General features: G+C 43.7%; 19 protein-coding genes. All 19 read right to left on the bottom strand.

Going from position 1 to position 19,263, the window contains the following annotated elements; genetic code table 11:
- Nucleotides 1–56: 56 nt before the first annotated feature.
- The gene (locus tag IT970_RS04695; protein ID WP_196857646.1) at nucleotides 57–2,336 is read right to left on the bottom strand and encodes a chemotaxis protein CheA; all 2,280 of its coding nucleotides are present in this window, start codon (nucleotides 2,334–2,336) and stop codon (nucleotides 57–59) included.
- A gap of 15 nt (nucleotides 2,337–2,351) precedes the next feature.
- Nucleotides 2,352–3,119 (bottom strand): protein phosphatase CheZ, encoded by a 768-nt coding sequence (locus IT970_RS04690; RefSeq protein WP_036970081.1) that lies wholly within the window; start codon nucleotides 3,117–3,119, stop codon nucleotides 2,352–2,354.
- 17 nt (nucleotides 3,120–3,136) lie between these two features.
- On the bottom strand, nucleotides 3,137–3,520 hold the full coding sequence (gene cheY / locus IT970_RS04685; protein WP_016708035.1) for a chemotaxis response regulator CheY: 384 nt from the start codon (nucleotides 3,518–3,520) through the stop codon (nucleotides 3,137–3,139).
- Nucleotides 3,521–3,559: 39 nt separating this feature from the next.
- Nucleotides 3,560–4,270, bottom strand: a complete 711-nt coding sequence (locus IT970_RS04680; protein WP_036971668.1) for an RNA polymerase sigma factor FliA — start codon at nucleotides 4,268–4,270, stop codon at nucleotides 3,560–3,562.
- A 26-nt stretch (nucleotides 4,271–4,296) separates the two neighbouring features.
- Entirely contained in the window at nucleotides 4,297–5,157 is an 861-nt protein-coding gene (locus IT970_RS04675; RefSeq protein ID WP_196857645.1) for a MinD/ParA family ATP-binding protein, read from the bottom strand.
- Entirely contained in the window at nucleotides 5,150–6,634 is a 1,485-nt protein-coding gene (gene flhF / locus IT970_RS04670; RefSeq protein ID WP_065978753.1) for a flagellar biosynthesis protein FlhF, read from the bottom strand. Before flhF ends, IT970_RS04675 begins: the two co-directional genes overlap by 8 nt.
- 20 nt (nucleotides 6,635–6,654) lie before the next feature.
- On the bottom strand, nucleotides 6,655–8,766 hold the full coding sequence (gene flhA / locus IT970_RS04665; RefSeq protein ID WP_036970103.1) for a flagellar biosynthesis protein FlhA: 2,112 nt from the start codon (nucleotides 8,764–8,766) through the stop codon (nucleotides 6,655–6,657).
- 71 nt (nucleotides 8,767–8,837) lie between these two features.
- Complete coding sequence (gene flhB, locus IT970_RS04660; protein ID WP_036970105.1) at nucleotides 8,838–9,968, bottom strand: flagellar biosynthesis protein FlhB; 1,131 nt, start codon at nucleotides 9,966–9,968, stop codon at nucleotides 8,838–8,840.
- A gap of 9 nt (nucleotides 9,969–9,977) precedes the next feature.
- Entirely contained in the window at nucleotides 9,978–10,757 is a 780-nt protein-coding gene (fliR, locus tag IT970_RS04655; protein WP_196857644.1) for a flagellar biosynthetic protein FliR, read from the bottom strand.
- A complete protein-coding gene (gene fliQ / locus IT970_RS04650) occupies nucleotides 10,758–11,027 on the bottom strand; it encodes a flagellar biosynthesis protein FliQ (protein WP_036970111.1) in 270 nt (89 codons plus the stop codon). It abuts the gene before it with no gap.
- 39 nt (nucleotides 11,028–11,066) lie between these two features.
- Nucleotides 11,067–11,807 (bottom strand): flagellar type III secretion system pore protein FliP, encoded by a 741-nt coding sequence (gene fliP, locus IT970_RS04645; protein ID WP_036970114.1) that lies wholly within the window; start codon nucleotides 11,805–11,807, stop codon nucleotides 11,067–11,069.
- A gap of 4 nt (nucleotides 11,808–11,811) precedes the next feature.
- Complete coding sequence (fliO, locus tag IT970_RS04640) at nucleotides 11,812–12,195, bottom strand: flagellar biosynthetic protein FliO (RefSeq protein WP_196857643.1); 384 nt, start codon at nucleotides 12,193–12,195, stop codon at nucleotides 11,812–11,814.
- On the bottom strand, nucleotides 12,192–12,593 hold the full coding sequence (gene fliN, locus IT970_RS04635; RefSeq protein ID WP_036970120.1) for a flagellar motor switch protein FliN: 402 nt from the start codon (nucleotides 12,591–12,593) through the stop codon (nucleotides 12,192–12,194). The genes fliO and fliN overlap by 4 nt, the downstream gene beginning before the upstream one ends.
- Before the next feature lie 22 nt (nucleotides 12,594–12,615).
- Entirely contained in the window at nucleotides 12,616–13,707 is a 1,092-nt protein-coding gene (gene fliM / locus IT970_RS04630; RefSeq protein WP_074988675.1) for a flagellar motor switch protein FliM, read from the bottom strand.
- Between the two features lie 9 nt (nucleotides 13,708–13,716).
- Entirely contained in the window at nucleotides 13,717–14,238 is a 522-nt protein-coding gene (fliL, locus tag IT970_RS04625) for a flagellar basal body-associated protein FliL (RefSeq protein ID WP_036970126.1), read from the bottom strand.
- A 68-nt stretch (nucleotides 14,239–14,306) separates the two neighbouring features.
- Entirely contained in the window at nucleotides 14,307–16,541 is a 2,235-nt protein-coding gene (locus IT970_RS04620) for a flagellar hook-length control protein FliK (RefSeq protein WP_196857642.1), read from the bottom strand.
- A 96-nt stretch (nucleotides 16,542–16,637) separates the two neighbouring features.
- Nucleotides 16,638–17,093: a flagellar export protein FliJ gene (fliJ, locus tag IT970_RS04615; RefSeq protein ID WP_036970129.1), complete on the bottom strand. Its 456-nt coding sequence runs from the start codon at nucleotides 17,091–17,093 to the stop codon at nucleotides 16,638–16,640.
- Nucleotides 17,093–18,427, bottom strand: a complete 1,335-nt coding sequence (gene fliI / locus IT970_RS04610; RefSeq protein WP_075593868.1) for a flagellar protein export ATPase FliI — start codon at nucleotides 18,425–18,427, stop codon at nucleotides 17,093–17,095. Before fliI ends, fliJ begins: the two co-directional genes overlap by 1 nt.
- A gap of 17 nt (nucleotides 18,428–18,444) precedes the next feature.
- Complete coding sequence (gene fliH / locus IT970_RS04605) at nucleotides 18,445–19,263, bottom strand: flagellar assembly protein FliH (RefSeq protein ID WP_075593867.1); 819 nt, start codon at nucleotides 19,261–19,263, stop codon at nucleotides 18,445–18,447.

Raw genomic sequence — 19,263 nt, 5'->3', positions numbered from 1 at the left:
ATGCCATAAAGTGCAGCATATTAGCTGCACTTTAAAATTATTGAGCCTAACTATTATTAGCCAACGTAATGTTTTAGCATACTTGGTACATCTAAAATCAGTGCAATGCCACCATCAGAAGTGATTGTTGCGCCTGCCATACCTGGTGTACCTTGCAGTAAAGCATCGAGAGGTTTTATCACCACCTCTTCTTGACCAATTAATGAGTCAACGACAAAGCCCACTTGCTTAGTACCAATCTGTACGATAACCACATGACCTTCTGCTTTACGCTCTTGGCGATTGGCTCCTTTCACTAACCAATGTTGTAAATAAAATAATGGAATCGCTTTTTTACGGACAATAATTGTCAGTTGCCCATCGACAACGTTGGTCTTTGTTAAATCAAGATGGAAAATTTCACTCACCCCAGCCAGTGGTAAAGCAAAGGTTTGCTCACCCACAATAACCATCAGAGTCGGCAAGATTGCCAGTGTTAAAGGTACTTTGATCTCAAGTATGGTTCCAACACCTAGCTCAGACTGAATGTTCACAGAGCCATTTAGTTGGGTGATTTTGGTTTTCACCACATCCATACCCACACCACGACCTGAAATATCTGAGATTTCCTCTTTGGTTGAAAAACCAGGTGCAAATATTAAATTATACGCTTCAGTGTCCGATAAACGACTCGCTTGGTCGTGATCGATAACCCCTTTGTTTATTGCTATTTTTTTCAGCTTCTCAGGATCCATACCTGCACCATCATCACGAATGGTGAGCAGAATATGATCGCCTTCTTGCGATGCTGAAAGCGTAACTGTCCCTGTACGAGGCTTACCGGCCGCTTCGCGCACCGCAGGCATCTCGATACCATGGTCAACAGAGTTACGCACTAAGTGAACAAGTGGATCAGCAAGGGCTTCAACTAAGTTTTTATCTAAGTCGGTTTCTTCACCGACTAATAGCAAGTTGATGTCTTTTTTCAAGCTACGTGCTAAATCACGAACAACACGCGGGAAACGACCAAATACTTTCTTAATTGGCTGCATGCGGGTTTTCATTACCGCACCTTGCAAGTCTGCCGTGACGACATCTAGGTTCGAAATGGCTTTCCCCATCGCCTCACTGTTGGTGTTATTTGCAAGGCTCACTAAGCGATTGCGCACCAACACCAACTCACCAACCATGTTCATAATTTGGTCTAACCGTTTAGTGTCGACACGCACGGTTGTTTCAGCTTGGGGAGGCGGCGCTTTTTTCGCCGCAGCAGCTGCCTGTTTCTCAGGCGCTTTTTCAGTTGGCGCAGGCTTACTCGTTGCAGGTTGTGGCGCAGGTTTAGCAGGCTCAACCTTTGCAGCCACTGGGGCCGCAGGTTTTGCTGGCTCAACTTTGGTTGTTTCTGGCGTTTGAGGCTTATCTGTCTCTAATGATTGCGGCGCACTGCCTTTGCCATGTAATTCATCAAGTAATGCTTCAAACTCATCATCACTAATTTCATCATCAGAGCCTTCATTGCTGACTGCAGGGGGGCTTTGCTCGACCGGAGCGCTTGGCTCAACGGGAGCTTGGCTGGTAATTTTGTCGGCTTTTACTTCACCAAAGCTGCCAACGCCGTGAAGCTCATCTAATAAGCTGTCAAACTCATCATCGGTAATATCATCGCTGTCACTGCTCATGGTGTCTGATGTGATTGATGCAGGCCCTTGGCCTTTACCGTGCAACTCATCGAGCAAGCTTTCGAATTCATCTTCAGTAATTTCATCTATGTTTTGTGGTTGAGCTTGGGTATCACCCAATCCCCCATCAAATAACATATCAAATGCAAACGGATCGTCGTCATCAATATTACTAGAGACATCAGCAGTAACTTCGGGTGTATCAACAACCGGTTCAGGCTCAACAGTGACTTCTTCTGCTACTTCGTCTGTTACGGTTGTGTCTTCACCAGCGAGCTCTTCTGCTGTTGGTGGTTGACTTAATTTATGTAGGACGTCTAAGAGGGCTTGATCTGCTGGCTCTGGTTGTTCACGATTTTGAATTGTCGCGAACATTTCATTGATTGTATCGAGGGCTTGTAAAATAACATCCATAAGTTCTGGAGTTACACTGCGCACGCCTTGGCGCAACAAATCAAACACATTTTCAGCACCATGACACGCATCAACAAGCTCAGTCATGCTTAAAAAGCCTGCGCCACCTTTTACGGTGTGAAAGCCTCTAAAAATAGCGTTTAGTAAGTCTTTATCATCTGGATTATTTTCAAGCTCGACCAATTGCTCCGACAAAAGCTCTAAAATTTCCCCTGCTTCAACAAGGAAATCCTGTAAAATATCTTCATCGACTTCAAAGCTCATGCAGCTACTCTCCTCTTAGAAGCCCAGACTTGATAATAGGTCATCAACTTCATCTTGTCCTGAAACAACATCATCGCGTGACTCTTTATCAATAATTGGCCCTTCTGGACCTGCCAGCGTATCGCTTTGTGCAGGTGCTTTGTCTATGGCCTGTTTTTCTTGTTTTATTTGACCATCGTCTTGACTGCCGAATACAGTTAAGAGATTGATTAAACTGTCTTCTACTTCGCGCACTAATTCGATAACACGGCGTATTACCTGCCCCGTCAAGTCTTGATAATCTTGCGCCATTAGCACGTTGGTCATCAAGCCTTGTAACTCATCTGTTTTGGTGTGCGAGTTATTCATGAACTTATCTAAGCTGTGGCATAACGTTTTAAATTCACCGAGTTCAATTTCTCGATTCATTAAACGATCCCACGTTGGTTTAATCGTAGCAATTTCATCAGCGAGCTGTTGTGCTATAGGCAAACTCGCTTCCACGGCATCCATCGTTTTATTGGCCGCGCTTTCAGTCATTTCCATGACATAATTCAAGCGCTGCTTTGCATCCGGGATTGCTTCTGTTGTTAAATCTGTGAGTCGAGTATCAAGATCGAAGTTTTTTAGTGCTTCATGAAGTTGTCGTGTCAATTTACCGACTTCAGCAAACAACTCTGATTGTTCTTTTGATGCTGTTTCAAGTATCAGCTTATCAGCTTTCTCTTGTTCACCATTTTCAAGATACTCAACAAGTTGACGAGCTTGCTCTAAACTTATTTGAGGCGCAGCAAGTGCTGACATAAGCCTCTCCCCTTAGATTAACCTAAACGTTCAAACACTTTTTCCAATTTGGTTTTCAGTGTCGCAGCAGTGAATGGTTTGACGATATAGCCATTAACACCCGCTTGAGCAGCAGCAACAATTTGTTCTTTTTTCGCTTCAGCTGTCACCATTAACACGGGGATATGTTTAAGGCTATCATCAGCACGAATTGCGCGTAATAGATCAATACCTTGCATTCCAGGCATATTCCAATCTGTTACAACAAAATCAAACTCTTGATTTTGCAACATCGGCAATGCTGTTGAACCATCATCAGCTTCCTGCACATTGGTAAAACCTAAATCCCTTAACAGGTTTTTAATGATACGTCTCATTGTAGAAAAATCATCAACAACAAGAATTTTCATGTTTTTATCCAAAACATCCTCCGGTGAGGTTTGAACCTTATTTACTTACTACTAATTAATCCAGTCATTGATTTTTGCTTTGAGCTTAATCATCGCCTGACCATGTATTTGACTCACACGCGATTCGCTAACATCGAGTATGTGCCCTATTTCTTTTAAGTTCATTTCATCGTTGTAATACAAAGACAAAACGAGTGCATCTCTTTCTGGTAACGATTGGATAGCCGTCAATAGAGACTGGTTAAACCGTTCATTTTTAACATTATTAAACGGTTTGTCTAGTGCTAAATCATGCCCCATAGGTGTGATGACGTCTTCATCAACGCCTAAATCCTCTATACCCAGTACCTTACTGGAATTTACATCATGTAGAATATGATGGTACTCATCCAGTGTAATATCAAGTTTTTCAGCAACTTCTGTGTCTTTTGGCTCGCGGTTTAAAATACTCTCTAAATCCGAAATCGTTTCAGCGACAAGGCGTGCATTACGGTGAACTGAACGGGGAGCCCAATCACCTCGACGGATTTCATCGAGCATAGCCCCTCGAATTCGAATACCCGCAAATGTTTCAAAACTGGCCCCTTTACTCGCATCAAAATTTTTCGACGCTTCTATAAGGCCAATCATACCTGACTGAATCAAATCATCGAGTTGCACACTGGCAGGTAAACGAGCAATTAGATGACACGCCACTTTTTTAACTAAAGAGGCATGTTTTTCAACAATCGCATTTAAATTCTGTGCTGATTGATATCCCATCGCTTTATTCACCGATGTTGTCATAGTTAACCGTTTACTAGTTTTTCAATAAAAAATTCTAAATGACCTGACGGTTGATTTGGAATTGGCCACTTAACTGCTTTCGTTGCTAATGTTTTAAATGCCACAGCGGCTGGTGAGTTTGGAAATAACTCCACAATCACTTTTTGGCGGCGGGTCGATTTGCGCATATTCTCGTCATACGGAATGGTTGCGACAAGTTCCATAGACACATCTAAGAATCGATCCGTTACTTTTGAGAGTTTAGCAAATAATTCTTGCCCTTCACGCATATTGCGCACCATATTGGCAACTATTTTAAATTTGTAAACGCCATGCTCACGACTTAACACTTTAATTAGGGCGTAAGCGTCGGTAATTGAGGTAGGTTCATCGCACACAACAACAACAACATCTTGTGCTGCACGCGAAAAGCTTAATACCATGTCTGAAATACCCGCAGCGGTATCGACAATTAAAATATCAAACTCAGTATTTAGCTCGCTAAATGCGCGAATAAGCCCCGCATGTTCTGACGGTGTTAACTCAACCATACTTTGCGAGCCCGAAGTCGCTGGCACAATTTTTATACCTGCTGGGCCTTCGACAAGAATTTCATCCAGTTCACACTCACCAGATAAAACATGAGATAAGTTTCTCTCGACACGTAAACCAAGCATTACGTCACAATTTGCCAACCCTAAATCGGCATCTAATACTAATACACGATTTCCCAGCTGACCTAATGCGATCGCGGTATTGAGTGACACATTCGTTTTACCCACACCACCTTTGCCGCCAGTGACAGCGATAACTTTAACGCCACTATTATTATTTTGATTCATTTTGCGCAGGCCGCTTGCTTGATCTAATACTGTGTTAATCATACATCCCTACTGTGTTCGACGCTACTGCTTGACGTCGTGAATGTTGTGCTTTTGCTCGTTTTAAATATAATTGCTCAGCTTTTTTTACTAGTTTTTCTGCATTCGCAACGCGAATATCTTCAGGAACACGCTGACCATTAGTAAGATACCCTATTGGCAAGCGATTTTGAATCGCAATACTAATAATCTCACCTAAACTAAGTGATTCATCTAACTTAGTGAAGATACAACCACTTAGTTGCACTTTTTTAAAGTGGCGAACGGTTTCTTGTAGCACGTTAATTTGCGCTGTTGCACTTAACACTAAATAACTGCGAATGTCGACACGCTGATTGCGCATTAATGTATTAAGTTGCTCAGTTAAGCGTAAGTCGCGTTGACTCATACCCGCAGTGTCTATTAATACTAGACGCTTATTGCGTAAATGGTATAACACTTCAGCTAATTCATTTGCGTCTTTGACTTGTTTCACACCACAGCCAATAATGCGGCCATAAGTGGCTAGCTGCTCATACGCTCCAATACGGTAAGTGTCTGTTGTAATAAGCGCGACTTTATCTGCACCATATTTTTGTGCTCCAAGGGCTGCCAATTTCGCCACGGTGGTGGTTTTGCCCACCCCCGTAGGACCCACTAAAGCGTACACACCGCCTTGACGTAAAATTTCATTATTTGTTGTATGCATTTGGTTTTCAACCATTTGCAATAAGGCTTGCCACGCTTGTTGACGCGAAACGTCATCAGGAATAAAACACGCCATTTGCTCCGCAACATCACGCTCAATGCCCATACCGGCTAGGCGATCAATCATACAAGCACGGGTAGGATCGCGACGCGCCATGTCTTGCTGCATCAAACCAGACACTTGATGTTCAAGTAATTGACGAATGGCATTCATTTCTTCACGCATCGTCGCCATTTCTGAGTGGTTTGCGGGTGCGGCCGTTTTGTGTTCTGCTGGTGAATCTAAATCGTCGAAGCCTGTGTCTAAATCATCATCAAAACCTAGGCTATGTGCTTGTGTTTGCACTCGCGGTGCTGCTTGCTCTTGATAGCGAGGTTTTGCTGAATATTGCGGTTGCTCTTGCGGCGCAAAACTGTGTGCTTTTGGCTGATAATGTTCGCTCGTTTCAATACCAGATTGATTAAACATTGAAGCAAGCTCTGGCGAACGAGGGCGTGGGGCTTGACGCTCTAGTAACGCTTGTAGGCTGTCTGCAACTTGGGCTTGTGGCTCAGGTTTAGCGCGCATAGGTTCTGGTTTTACGAAATTATGCGACTGTTGTGGCGCTGTGTGTGCAGGCACCGGTTTCGCTTCGGCTTTTGGGGCTGCTTTGTCATAATCAACAGCGGCGACAATTTCAACACCATTCGCTAACTTTTTGTTAGACATAATAACCGCATCAACACCTAATTCATCTTTCACTTCTTTCAGTGCGGTGCGCATATCTTTAGCAAAAAAACGTTTAATTTTCATGGTACAACCCCTTTACTATCCTATTGTTGGCCTACTGAGCTGACAATCTTAATCTGTCTTTCGTCTGGTACCTCTTGGTAAGACATTACCCTTAAACCTGGGATGGTGTACTTAACAAAACGAGATAACACAGTGCGTAACATTCCTGACGTTAGTAATATCGAAGGTTCGCCGGCCATTTCTTGGTTTTGATGCGCTTCATTTAATGATTGCTGAAGTCGCTCTGCAAGTCCTGGCTCTATTCCGGCACCTTCGTCACCTGCATTTTGAAGTGACTGATGCAACATCTGTTCCAACTCAGGCGCCAAGGTTATGACAGGGATTTCAGATGACATACCAACCGCATCTTGAACAATCAATCTGCGCAGTGAAATTCGCACTGCAGCCGTTAGTACATCTGGGTCTTGGCTACGTGGGCCATATTCAACAAGGGTCTGAACAATTGAACGCATATCACGAATTGCGACCCCTTCGTTAAGTAAGTTTTGCAGCACTTTTACAACCGTGGTCAATGGTAATACGTCAGGAACCAGTCCCTCGACAAGACGAGGATGACTTTTCGCTAACATATCAAGTAGGTTCTGTACTTCTTCATGGCCTAATAGTAATGCTGCGCTGTTTGTTAATAGCTGGCTAATATGGGTTGCCACGACAGTAGCCGCATCAACCACGGTGTAACCCAATGATTGGGCTTCATCTTTCTGGTCTGGCTTAATCCATACCGCATCGAGTCCAAAAGCAGGATCTTTTGTTTCAACACCTTTGATTGGGCCAAATACTTGCCCTGGGTTTATGGCAAGTTCGTCACCATGCTTAAGCTCACCTTCACCACTGGATACACCCATCATTGTGATACGGTAGGCGTTAGGGTCTAACTCTAAGTTGTCACGGATATGCACGGGCGGTACCAAGAAACCGAGTTCTTGCGAGAGTTTCTTACGCACACCTTTAATACGGTTAAGTAGCTCTCCCCCTTGCGACTGATCAACCAGTGGAATTAAGCGATAACCGACTTCTAAACCAATCACATCTACTTGCTGTACATCATCCCAGCCCAATTCTTTTTGCTCTTGCTTGTTAGCAACACCGGTGCCTGGCGCGCCCCCATTTGCTTCCAATTCAGCTTTTTCTGCTTCTGCTTTAATTTTTTGTTGTTGGGTAAAGTAAGCAAGGTAACCTAACAATGCGCCCAAGCTTAAAAATGCAAGATGAGGCATGCCTGGCACAAGGCCCATGGTGATCAAAATACCTGAAGCGATAAATAACGACTTTTCGTTTCCTAGCTGCGACTTAAACTGATCGCCCATGTTATGCGACTCATTTTGACGCGTCACAACAATCGCAGTACCAATTGAAAGAAGTAATGAAGGTAATTGCGCAACGAGACCATCACCAATGGTTAATAGAGTATATACTTCCATCGCACGGCTGAAGCTTAAGTCATGTTGAATCATGCCGACAAATAAACCACCCACAATATTAATCACAAGGATCACAATACCGGCAATAGCATCACCTTTTACGAATTTACTGGCACCGTCCATTGAGCCATAAAAGTCGGCTTCACGCGTTACTTCTTCACGGCGCTCACGCGCTTGCTCTGCACTAATAAAACCTGCGTTTAAGTCAGCATCAATCGCCATTTGTTTACCTGGCATAGCGTCAAGTGTAAAACGCGCTGACACCTCTGAAATACGCCCTGCACCTTTGGTGATAACCACAAAGTTGATAATAATGAGAATAAGGAACACAACAAGACCAACGGCATAGTTACCGCCGATAACCACCGAGCCGAACGCTTCAATTACTTTACCAGCAGCATCCCCGCCATTATGACCTTCAAGGAGTACTACCCGAGTACTGGCAACATTCAATGCAAGACGCATAATAGTGGCTATTAACAGCACGGCCGGAAACATACCAAACTCAAGGGGCTTCATGGTGTAAACCGTAACGAGTAACACCACCAGCGCAAGCGCGATATTAAACGAAAAAAGAATATCTAAAAGAAAAGGAGGCAGAGGTAAAATAACCATGCCAAGGGCTGCCAGCACCAGTAATGGTGTTCCAAGCCCCTTCGCATACTCTTTTTTATCTTTATTAAGTTGTTGTAATACCGCTTTAAATTCCATAATTCAACAATTTCAAAAAATTGACACTACACGGAATTTGCAATAACTATTCCAAGTTATTAAACGGCTAATTAATATTTATAAGCCTCTGGGATAGGGAGCTTTTTATTAAGTGGAACAGGACGTTTACCACGCCCTTTTTGGAAGCGTTTTAATTGAAATACATAGGCAAGCACTTGCGCTACTGCGGTAAACAGTTGATCAGGTATTTGCTGGCCCACCTCGGTGGTGTGATAAAGCGCACGGGTAAGCATGGGTGATTCAACAATAGGCACATCGTTACCCTTACCCACTTTACGAATTTGCATAGCAAGCTCATCGACCCCTTTAGCAAGTACAATTGGCGCACCTGCTTTGGCGGTATCGTACTTTAGGGCAACCGAATAGTGAGTCGGGTTGGTCACGATAACATCGGCATCTGGCACGTCTTGCATCATACGCCTTTGCGACATTTCACGCTGAGTACGACGAATACGGGCTTTAATTTGTGGATCACCCTCTGAGTTCTTATATTCGTCTTTTACCTCTTGCAAGGTCATTTTAAGCTCTTTGTGATGCTTGTGGCTTTGATAAGGCGCATCTATCGCTGCAATAATAATTAGCGTACAAGTCAGGCCTAAAAACATCCAAGCTAGAATCTCAAGGGCATGAATGAAATTCCCCGGCGCACTTTCAATACTTAGATGTAATATTTCATCAAAAAAGGTATTAATTAAAAATACTGCAAAGCCTGCAACCACCGCAAACTTCAATATCGACTTAACCAGCTCAACGCCTGCTTGGGGACCAAGCATACGTTTAATCCCTTTAGCCGGTGACATTTTGCTGGCTTTAGGCGCTGCAGCTTGCCAACTAAAGTTAAAGCCGCCCAGTAACGTGTTACCGATAAATGCCGCTATTACAATAATGAGAACAAACATCGCCATTGGGAACAACAAGGCATCAGAGACAATACTCCACACTGAAAACATTTTGGTGGTGTCGTAAGTTTCATTACGATTAAGGCTTAATAATCGCCCCATCACATTATATAAGCCCTTGCCAATTTCGGGGCCATACAACAGCAATGAAATAGCCGAAAAAATTAATACGAACATCGTTCCCAACTCTTTAGAGCGGGCAACTTGGCCTTTTTTCTTGGCGTCTTCTATTTTTTTCCCGGTGGGTTCTTCGGTTTTCTCTTGACCTGAATCTTCAGCCATGGCGCGCTCCTAAGGTGTACAGCCAACAAGGCTGCACATTAACTCAACCATTTTTAACCACTGAAACTCAAACTGAGTCATAAAATTGCCTAACGTAGCCCAAATAATCACAAGCCCTGCGACAAGAGTAAAAGGGAAGCCTATCGAAAAAATGTTTAATTGCGGAGCAGCACGCGTCATGACCCCAAATGACATATTGATCACAAGCATCGCTGTCAATGGAGCAAGAGCCAGAACTAACGCGGTGGTAAACATCCACCCACCCCATGTAACGATATCCCAGTAGTGGTCAACCGACCACCAAGTACCATCAATAGGCAAGACTTCAAAACTGTGTATGACCATTTGAATCATCATCAAATGCCCATTAAAGACAAAAAATAGTAACGTGGCTAGAATCAGGTAAAACTGGCCCACCGCGGGTACACTCAAGCCATTCGAGGGATCAACAACAGAGGCAAAACCTAAGCCTGTTTGCATCGCCAATATTTGACCTGCAAGTACAAAAGTATTCAGCAATAATACCGAAGCAAAGCCAATTGCCACACCAATCAACAATTGTTGGATAACAACCAGTACCATTTCAAACGAAAACAGGTTTGTAAACGTGCTCTGCGACAGCATAGGCACAGCCACAAAGGTCACTACGACCGCTAAACCCAGCTTAATACGCGTTGGCACATTCTTCGCACCTAAGCCTGCCATGATCATAATCATGGAGCTAATGCGTACAAATGGCAGTAAAAAGTCACTGAGCCACTGTAAGATGACCGCAAATGGAAACTCCATTTACCCCGCAATCTCCGGAATCGACATAACAAGCCGCGTAAAATAATCCATGAGTTCTTGAGTGAACCAATGACCACCCAATATAAGCGCACTGATTGTAATGAGTAGACGAGGCAAGAAACTGAGTGTTTGCTCGTTAATTGATGTTGCAGCTTGAAACACCGCAACGACAAGCCCCACCAGCAAGCCAGGCACAACAATCGCTGACACCAGCTTGATCACTAAAAATAAAGCGTCGCTGAGAATATCGACAAAAATTTCCGGTTCCATCGTATGACTCCTAACTGTTACACGCTATGTTACGCATTGCTACACACCAAGCCCAAAACTCTTCGCAAGCGTCCCCATTACTAAGCTCCACCCGTCAACCAGTACGAACAACATAATTTTAAATGGTAAGGAGACGATCATCGGCGATAACATCATCATACCCATGGCCATCAAGACTGACGCAACCACGAGATCGACAATCAAAAATGGAATAAAGAACATAAAACCTATGATAAAAGCGGTTTGTAGCTCACTGGTCACAAATGCGGGGATCAGCACGATTAAAGGCGTGTCTTCAGGGGAATCCAACTTATCGTAACCCGCTATTTTTGCAAATGTTTCTAAATCTTTAAGGCGCACTTGCGAAAGCATAAAGGCTTTCATTGGTTCTTTTGCCAATTCTAACGCTTGCACTGAGGTGACTTGTTCATTTAGGTATGGCTCTATCGCACGCTCATTCACTTGCTGGTAAATTGGCGCCATAATAAAGATACTTAAAAACAATGACATACCAAGCAATATTTGATTCGAAGGAGTTTGTTGTAAACCGATTGCTTGGCGCAAAATTGCCAGCACTACAATAATACGCGTAAATGAAGTCATCATAATCACTGCCGCAGGAATAAAGCTCAGCGCAGTCATTATTGCAAGTACTTGCAAAGTTACCGAGTAGTCTTGCGAGCCATCAGGGTTGGTCGTGATAGTGAGTGCATCGATGCCTTCTGCATTAACAGATGGCAGGAATAACACGGTAGCTAAAATAAGTATCCACTTGATCATAGCGTTAATTCTTTTTATTAGGGGGTGATTGTGAGTTCAACAACTTGCCAAAGCGCTTGGCAAGTTCCGGTAATTCTTTTTCTTTTAAGGGAGTTTCTAGCTTATGCAAGTAGTTAATACTGTGCGGCGTAACACCTATTAAATGCTGAGCATTATCAATTTCAATAACCATCAAGCGTTCACGCGAGCCAAGCGGTAAACTGCGAACAACTTTAAACTCTTCACTGTTTGCTAAATTAGGGTTGAGCTTCTTGACAAAAAACGCCAATACCACAATAACCACTAACACTAAAAGCAAAGACATCACCATAGACAGCAAATCTGCCGTAGGTGATGCTGTAGGAAAAACAGTGCTACTGGCACTAGATAAAGCTATAAATGCGCTCATCGTAACTTTTTAATTCGCTCAACTTGGCTAATCACATCTGTAAGACGAATACCAAACTTGTCATTAACAACCACCACCTCGCCGTGCGCAATCAAGGTGCCATTAACTAACACATCAAGTGGCTCACCAGCGACACGATCAAGCTCAACAACAGAGCCTTGGTTTAATTGTAATAAGTTGCGAATATTGATTTTAGAACGACCAACTTCCATCGAAATGGTGACTGGAATATCTAAAATGGTGTCAAGTTTGCGCTTTTCATCACCTGAGAGTTCATGCTTCTCATCTTTCAGCTCGTCAAGCTCAGCAACTGAGGCATTACTTGTTGCACTTTCGGCTTCCTCGGCCTCGGCTAATGCCGCTGCCCATTCGTCCATTGTATCTTGATCATCACTCATTATATTTAACCTTATAAATCGACTACCAGTCTAAATCGACACCTTCAGAGAGGTGAAGATCTTCTTCTAGTTCTGCTAATTCTGCATCCGAATCCAGTTTTTTGCCACCTTTAGTGAACACATGGAGTTCAGACTTAACTGATTCAGGGCGTTTAATTTTTTCGCTAATTTGTAATGCCACATTGTCTCGAGAGCGGCCCATTTTAGCTCTAAAGGTCGGCAGCTCTTCAATAAAGACCGTAATGTGTTCAGGCATTTCAACGGGAATAATATCACCCGCTTTTAATTCCATAATTTGCGCAAGCGTTAAATCAACCTCTAATAACTGAGTTGATAAATCGACTTCGACATCCATAATTTCATCACGGAGAGCTTTACTCCAACGCAAATCAGTGTCTTCAGTATCTGATTGAACACCGGCATCAAGTAATTCACGAATTGGCTCAAGCATTGAATACGGCAAGGCAATATGAAAATCACCGCCACCGCCATCAAGTTCAATATGGAACGAGCTAATAACCACCACTTCTGTTGGGCTAACAATATTTGCCATCGCAGGGTTAACTTCAGAGTCGAGGTACTCAAACGACACATCCATAACCGGTGCCCATGCCTCTTTATAATCTTCAAAGATTATTTTGAGTAGCATTTGCACAATACGACGCTCTGTTGGCGTAAATTCACGGCCTTCTATTTTTGCATGATAACGCCCGTCACCACCAAAAAAGTTATCGACCAAAATAAACACTAAGCGTGCTTCCATGGTGATCAGGCCGGTGCCTTTTAAAGGACGAAAACGCACCATGTTTAAACTTGTTGGTACAAATAAGGTATGGATGTACTCGCCAAACTTAATCATTTGTACGCCGTTTATTGATACCTCTGCGGTACGGCGCATCATGTTAAATAAGCTGATCCGCATATGACGGGCAAAACGTTCATTCACGATTTCCAAGGTCGGCATGCGACCACGGACAATACGATCTTGTGATGAGAAGTCATACTGAAGTGTATTACCGTCTGAATCACCACCGTCGTGAATATCTTCCTCTTCGACTTCATCAACGCCGTGTAAGAGCGCATCAATTTCGTCTTGGGATAATAAATCGCTCACGCTGACCCCTTATTGCATCACAAAGCCGGTGAACAACACCCGCTCAATCACTTTACTGCCTTCAACATCATTTAAGGCAGTTTGAACTTTTTCTAGTGCCGCCACACGCACTGACTCTTTACCTTCACTGGTGCCAAGTTCATCAGCTGTGGTCGTAGACAACACCCCTAATAAAGTACTTTCGATAAGTGGAATATGTTTCTTTGCCGTTTCTTCGTTTACTTCACCGCGTACTAATAACTGCACTTTAATTTGTACAATTCGATCACGACTGGCACCTGGCACATTAAACACAAAAGGACGCGGCATCGCGACATATAGCGCCGAACCGACCTTCGCAGAGCTTGATGGAGCAGCCGTTTCAGAAACCGTTGTTTCATCAGCAAGGCTTTCTTGTGGGGCATCATCGCCCATAAATAAAAAATACCCCGCACCTGCGGCTAAAATCACAACAACTGCAGCAATGATTATAATCAGCTTTTTTTTACTTTTACCGGTATCTTCTATTTCTAAATTTGCGTCTTCGGCCATAATCACTTCCTTAAGCGTTACAGTAAACTCATTCTCTGTAACTGTATTATTTCTTATAATAGCAGGACTTATGCATAGTAATCTATTGATGATGACGATTGTTGTCGAGAAGTTTCTACGCTTTGCGTCGTGACATCTTGCTGAACCTCTTCGTCATTATGATGCCCTGCAAGCTGCCCTTGCTCTGACTGGCTGCCTTGTTGTTCAGGGTTACCTTGCTGAATACTACTTTCGCCTAGCTCAATCCCCTGTTGCGCTAACATTTCACGCAGACGTGGCATCGATTGCTCTAAAGCTTCTTTGGCTTGTTGATTTTGCACAACAAAGTTAATTTGTGCTTGCTCAGCATCACTGCGGATACGAATTTGCATGCTGCCCATTTCAGGCGGATCAAGACGTATTTCAGCTTCTTTGTTATTAATATTTAACAGGGCACTGACTCGCTCTTGGAGCATTTTTGCCGCATCACTTTTTATAATATTAATTGCTTGCATCACCCCAGGGTCAAGGCTCACTGTTTTACTGTGTGGCTGCTGTTGAGCCTGTGTTTGAAAACTATGCACATCTAAGGCTTGTTCATATTGTTGATAGGCCGCGTCATAAGCCCCTATTTGAGAGGGATTAAGCGGTGCCGTCAACTGATTGAAAAGCTGCACAACTCGTGCAGTCGACACCTCTTTTGGGCGCTCAGTGTCGAGTAAAGTATCAAGCTTTGATGTTGTTTCAGTGTCTGTGTTTACAGCGCTGGCATTTTTTAGCACTGATAATTGCTCACTGCGCTCAGCTTTAGGGCTTTTACTGTCAGACTCTGTTGTCGCCGTTAATGTGGGTGTTACAGCATCCGCTTTCACGGGGGTAACCGCGTCAGATAAAAGAGTCTGCACCGCCACTAATTTTTCATATTGTTGAGTGCCTGGTGTTAAAGATTGCAACTGTGCGTTGACTTTATTAAGCAATGCTTGCTGCTCATCTTTCGTTAATGTGGCAATTTGTTTTTCTATTGCAGCCGGAACTTTACTGTCAGGGACTTTACTGTCAGACACTTTGCTTTCTGTAGCATTACTTAGTGCTGCTTTCGCTGCGTCTGCGACTAATGCCGGCTGCGGTGTCTGTGTTTTTTCACTATGAGTATTCATCGCTTCGCTAAGTAGCGCTTTAATCTTATCAACGTCATTTGAGCTTAGCTCACCTGCCGCCTTTAATTGATTAATTTGCTGCTCAAGTTTTACCTGCTGCGTTGACGTTAAAGTCAATTCTTTGGCAAATTGACCGACCGCTTGACCATCACCACTTTGTACTTTTGCCAACAAGCTGACAATTGATTGATTCGTGACTGACTCGTTTGCCGCTTTCTCACTCATCACGCTATCAGCTGAATTTGTCGCCGCCATTTTAGTAATGGTATTGTCAGTATCTATCGCTGGCTTACTAGCGATATTTTTCGCATTTTCAGCAGCGTTGTTAGTCGGTGCTAACTTAGCATCTACAACTTGCGATTCTTGCACTTCGCCACTGGGAGTCACCACTGAACCTAACGATGCGGCCTTCGTATCATTACTTACACTGCTCAACAGTTCTGTAGCCTGTGCGGCCTGTTTCATCGCTGCATTTTGCTCAGTAGTATTTGCCGTGATAACTTGAGGCTGCTTGGCAGTGTTTACTGTTGTCGCATTTTCAGTGTCATCGAGTACAGACGGACTATCAATAATTGGCGTGACTGAATCTTTCGGTGGCAATTCGCCAATCGGTTTCAATTGATTGTCAATCGCGGTAGCAACTTTAGACTTAGTTAATAGATTGGCAACTGAGTTTTCGCTGTCAGACAACGCATCATCATCTGCTAAAGACGCACTTAAAGGCGAAGGAATAACAGGCGTAATATCATCAATTGGGGTGGGCTTTTTATCAACCACAATCCCACTAAATTCATGTTTGTCTGCGAGCACGTTTACACGCGTGCTCATTGCGTGTGATGCATTAATTTGTGAGAGCAGTGGGTTGTCTTCCCCTTCGATGAGGGCAACGTCTGTGCCTTCATCATTATGCGTCGGCTTATCAGAGACCTGTTTGCTGTCTGTATTATTTGCTACGACACCGCCTGCTTGTTCAGCCTCACTTTGCATTACGTTACTATTGTCGCTCTGTTTATTAGCGACAGTTTTAGAGTGTACCGCTTCGCTTGCTTCAGACAATTCAGTTAAAAAGCTTAGGCCTGATGCGTGATCATTTGCCTCTGATTCTTTGCTTAAAAAACCAGTATCGTGCTCAGTTTTAACCTGCAAATTAATATCACTGATCGCCATAATTCACCTAAATATAAAGAGGCAATTTGCCGCCGCAAGTGCCAAAATTAACGCTGTTAAGCAGATAGCTGCAAATTGCATGCCTAAAAATCAGGATTATAAGGTTGGGTTTTTCAGTTGACGCTGGAAGAACTGATTAGAGGCAAACTCGTCCAACATTTTTTGTTCATTTTTAGCCACTATCGCAGCCTGTTTTAACGCGTGTTTCTCAATTAATTTAGCGACTGCTTTTGCTTTAACTTGCTGTTTTAGCCACAGTGTTTTTCTTTGCGATACAACTTGTTTTGCCGTATTAACAGTACTGGCTTGTTGGCGAATGGCTTCTTCGATTTTTGCTATAAACGAATGGTACTGACTAAACCCTGCGCTTGATAAACCAGAACGGCCTTTTAAGTGCAATTGCTGTGAGTACTCTAATCGAAAGTTGTTTAGACCTTGCAGTTTTTGTTGATTACTTTGCAAGTGCTGCTGCGCTTTTAAGTAATCCATGCGCAATGATTCTTCTTTGTCGTTTTCAAGCTTTAATAATAAATCAAGTTTACTGTTTGCCATTATGCTTGTCCTAATAACTGCGCAAGGCCTTGAAGGCCATCATCATAACTGATCACATCTTTCATGCCTTGCTGTAGGAATTGATTGACTCTTGGCATCATATTAATGGCTTGATCGAGCATCGGGTCAGTGCCTTTTTGATATGCTCCAAGCGTGATCATATCTTTATTCTGCTGATACATTGAATAAACCTGTTTAAGCACACGTGCTTGCTGCATATGCGCCTCTGACACCACTTGCGGCATCACCCGCGAGATCGACTTTTCAATGTCTATTGCGGGATAATGGCCGCTATCAGCAAGCTCTCGAGAGAGCACAATATGTCCATCAAGAATAGCTCGAGCCGAGTCAGCAATAGGGTCTTGCATATCATCCCCCTCACTCAGTACCGTAAAAAAGGCTGTGATAGATCCTTGCCCTTCGCCGCCATTCCCCGCGCGTTCTACCAATGCTGGTAACTTAGCAAACACCGAGGGTGGATAGCCTTTTGTTGCCGGTGGCTCACCCACTGCCAGCGCTATTTCACGCTGTGCCATAGCATAACGGGTTACAGAGTCGAGCAGTAACAGCACATTAAGCCCTTGGTCACGAAAATATTCTGCAATGGTTACTGCACTTTCGCAGCCTTTTAAACGCATCAAGGGAGATGCATCAGCAGGAGCAGCAACGACCACTGAACGTTTACGCCCTTCTACTCCTAGTATTTCTTCAATAAACTCTTTGACCTCACGGCCACGCTCACCCACAAGACCAACAACAATGACGTCAGCCTCTGAACCACGAGTCATCATTCCTAGCAGCACCGACTTACCAACACCAGAGCCTGCAAACAAGCCCATACGCTGGCCTTGACCCACCGTAATCACAGAGTTTATCGCACGAACACCCACATCCATCGGCTGACTAATTGGTCTTCTTGAAAGGGGGTTAATCGTATTTTGCGCAAACTTGAGGTAGTGCTCAGCATTAACAGCACCCAGCCCATCCAACGGTCGACCTAAGCCGTCAACAACCCGACCTAATAAGCCCATCCCTACAGGTAAACCCGTTTCATTAACTTGTGGGATCACCCTTGCACCGGGGAGTACTCCAGAAATATGGTCGTTTGGCATCAAATAAAGCGTTTGGTCGTTAAAACCAACCACTTCAGCATCGACAAACCCATTGATAGTTTCTATTTTACATTGGCTGCCTACTGGCGCTCTCAAACCTCTTGCTTCAAGCGTCAAACCGACTACGCGCGTCAACATACCCGCAACGGCCGGTTTAGAAACTTTAATATGCTTTTCGTACCGTTTTAAACGGTCGCTAAGGGTCATTGATTGACTACTCATAGTGAGCCTAAAAAGAGTTAGATACCACTATTATGCAAGAAGTTTTCCAATGTTTCTTTGACGCGTGTTTTTACGGTCATATCGATGGATGATTGCGGGGTTTTTATTTCGCAGCCGCCGCGTTCAAGTGTCGGTTCTGCTACTAATTGCCAGTGATTATCTGTAATAGTTTGCTCACCGTAACTTTCGGTGATCAGCGCAATGTCATCTGGGTGTAGATGAATACGCACTCTTGTTTGCTCGTCTGCTAGTGCATCAATAGCGTGTTTAAGTGCGTGCAAAATAACATCTGGTGATGTTTTTATTTCTTGATAAATAAGCGATTCGCTAAGCATAACGGCCAGTTGAACAAGTTGCTTTTCAGCACTTTCATCCACTTTTGATAAGGGCTGAGTTAGGCTATCAAGCAAACTTCTTAGCGTAGTCAGTTGCTCTTCTAAAATCGGTTTTATGTCTTCTTGGCCTTGTGCTTTACCCAGCTCAACACCCTCTTTGTAGCCCGCTTCTTTTCCTTCACCCACGCCTTTTTCAAAGCCATCAATGTAACCTTGCTCATGGCCTTGCTTTAAGCCTTCGTCGAAAGCATCTTGACGAATTTTTTCAAGCTCAGCCATCGTCAAAGGTGGAAATTCAGGTTCTTCTGGCTCTTCTTCAACGTCTTTTTTTTCTTGCTCTTTACGGTACAGATCAGCCAAAGGGGTACCGTAAGCTGTTGAGCGCCCAGCAAACTTTCGGGTATCTTGCGCTACATCAGGAATCGGCCAGTTCTCGAGTAGTTCATCGACTGCGTCACTTGCATGAACTGGGCGTCCGGGATGAAAGGAAGGCTTTGTCAT

Source organism: Pseudoalteromonas sp. A41-2, assembly GCF_015767615.1.
GTDB lineage: Bacteria > Pseudomonadota > Gammaproteobacteria > Enterobacterales > Alteromonadaceae > Pseudoalteromonas > Pseudoalteromonas lipolytica.
Note: the sequence above shows the minus strand (reverse complement) of the source record. Positions and strands in the feature narration are given on the sequence as shown.

What these genes read in the sequence shown, in the direction of transcription:
- IT970_RS04695 (WP_196857646.1), bottom strand. Translation starts at nt 2,336, where the DNA reads ATGAGCTTTGAAGTCGATGAAGATATTTTACAGGATTTCCTTGTTGAA.
- IT970_RS04690 (WP_036970081.1), bottom strand. Translation starts at nt 3,119, where the DNA reads ATGTCAGCACTTGCTGCGCCTCAAATAAGTTTAGAGCAAGCTCGTCAA.
- IT970_RS04680 (WP_036971668.1), bottom strand. Translation starts at nt 4,270, where the DNA reads ATGGGATATCAATCAGCACAGAATTTAAATGCGATTGTTGAAAAACAT.
- IT970_RS04675 (WP_196857645.1), bottom strand. Translation starts at nt 5,157, where the DNA reads ATGATTAACACAGTATTAGATCAAGCAAGCGGCCTGCGCAAAATGAAT.
- flhF (WP_065978753.1), bottom strand. Translation starts at nt 6,634, where the DNA reads ATGAAAATTAAACGTTTTTTTGCTAAAGATATGCGCACCGCACTGAAA.
- flhA (WP_036970103.1), bottom strand. Translation starts at nt 8,766, where the DNA reads ATGGAATTTAAAGCGGTATTACAACAACTTAATAAAGATAAAAAAGAG.
- flhB (WP_036970105.1), bottom strand. Translation starts at nt 9,968, where the DNA reads ATGGCTGAAGATTCAGGTCAAGAGAAAACCGAAGAACCCACCGGGAAA.
- fliR (WP_196857644.1), bottom strand. Translation starts at nt 10,757, where the DNA reads ATGGAGTTTCCATTTGCGGTCATCTTACAGTGGCTCAGTGACTTTTTA.
- fliQ (WP_036970111.1), bottom strand. Translation starts at nt 11,027, where the DNA reads ATGGAACCGGAAATTTTTGTCGATATTCTCAGCGACGCTTTATTTTTA.
- fliP (WP_036970114.1), bottom strand. Translation starts at nt 11,807, where the DNA reads ATGATCAAGTGGATACTTATTTTAGCTACCGTGTTATTCCTGCCATCT.
- fliO (WP_196857643.1), bottom strand. Translation starts at nt 12,195, where the DNA reads ATGAGCGCATTTATAGCTTTATCTAGTGCCAGTAGCACTGTTTTTCCT.
- fliN (WP_036970120.1), bottom strand. Translation starts at nt 12,593, where the DNA reads ATGAGTGATGATCAAGATACAATGGACGAATGGGCAGCGGCATTAGCC.
- fliL (WP_036970126.1), bottom strand. Translation starts at nt 14,238, where the DNA reads ATGGCCGAAGACGCAAATTTAGAAATAGAAGATACCGGTAAAAGTAAA.
- IT970_RS04620 (WP_196857642.1), bottom strand. Translation starts at nt 16,541, where the DNA reads ATGGCGATCAGTGATATTAATTTGCAGGTTAAAACTGAGCACGATACT.
- fliJ (WP_036970129.1), bottom strand. Translation starts at nt 17,093, where the DNA reads ATGGCAAACAGTAAACTTGATTTATTATTAAAGCTTGAAAACGACAAA.
- fliI (WP_075593868.1), bottom strand. Translation starts at nt 18,427, where the DNA reads ATGAGTAGTCAATCAATGACCCTTAGCGACCGTTTAAAACGGTACGAA.
- fliH (WP_075593867.1), bottom strand. Translation starts at nt 19,263, where the DNA reads ATGACAAAGCCTTCCTTTCATCCCGGACGCCCAGTTCATGCAAGTGAC.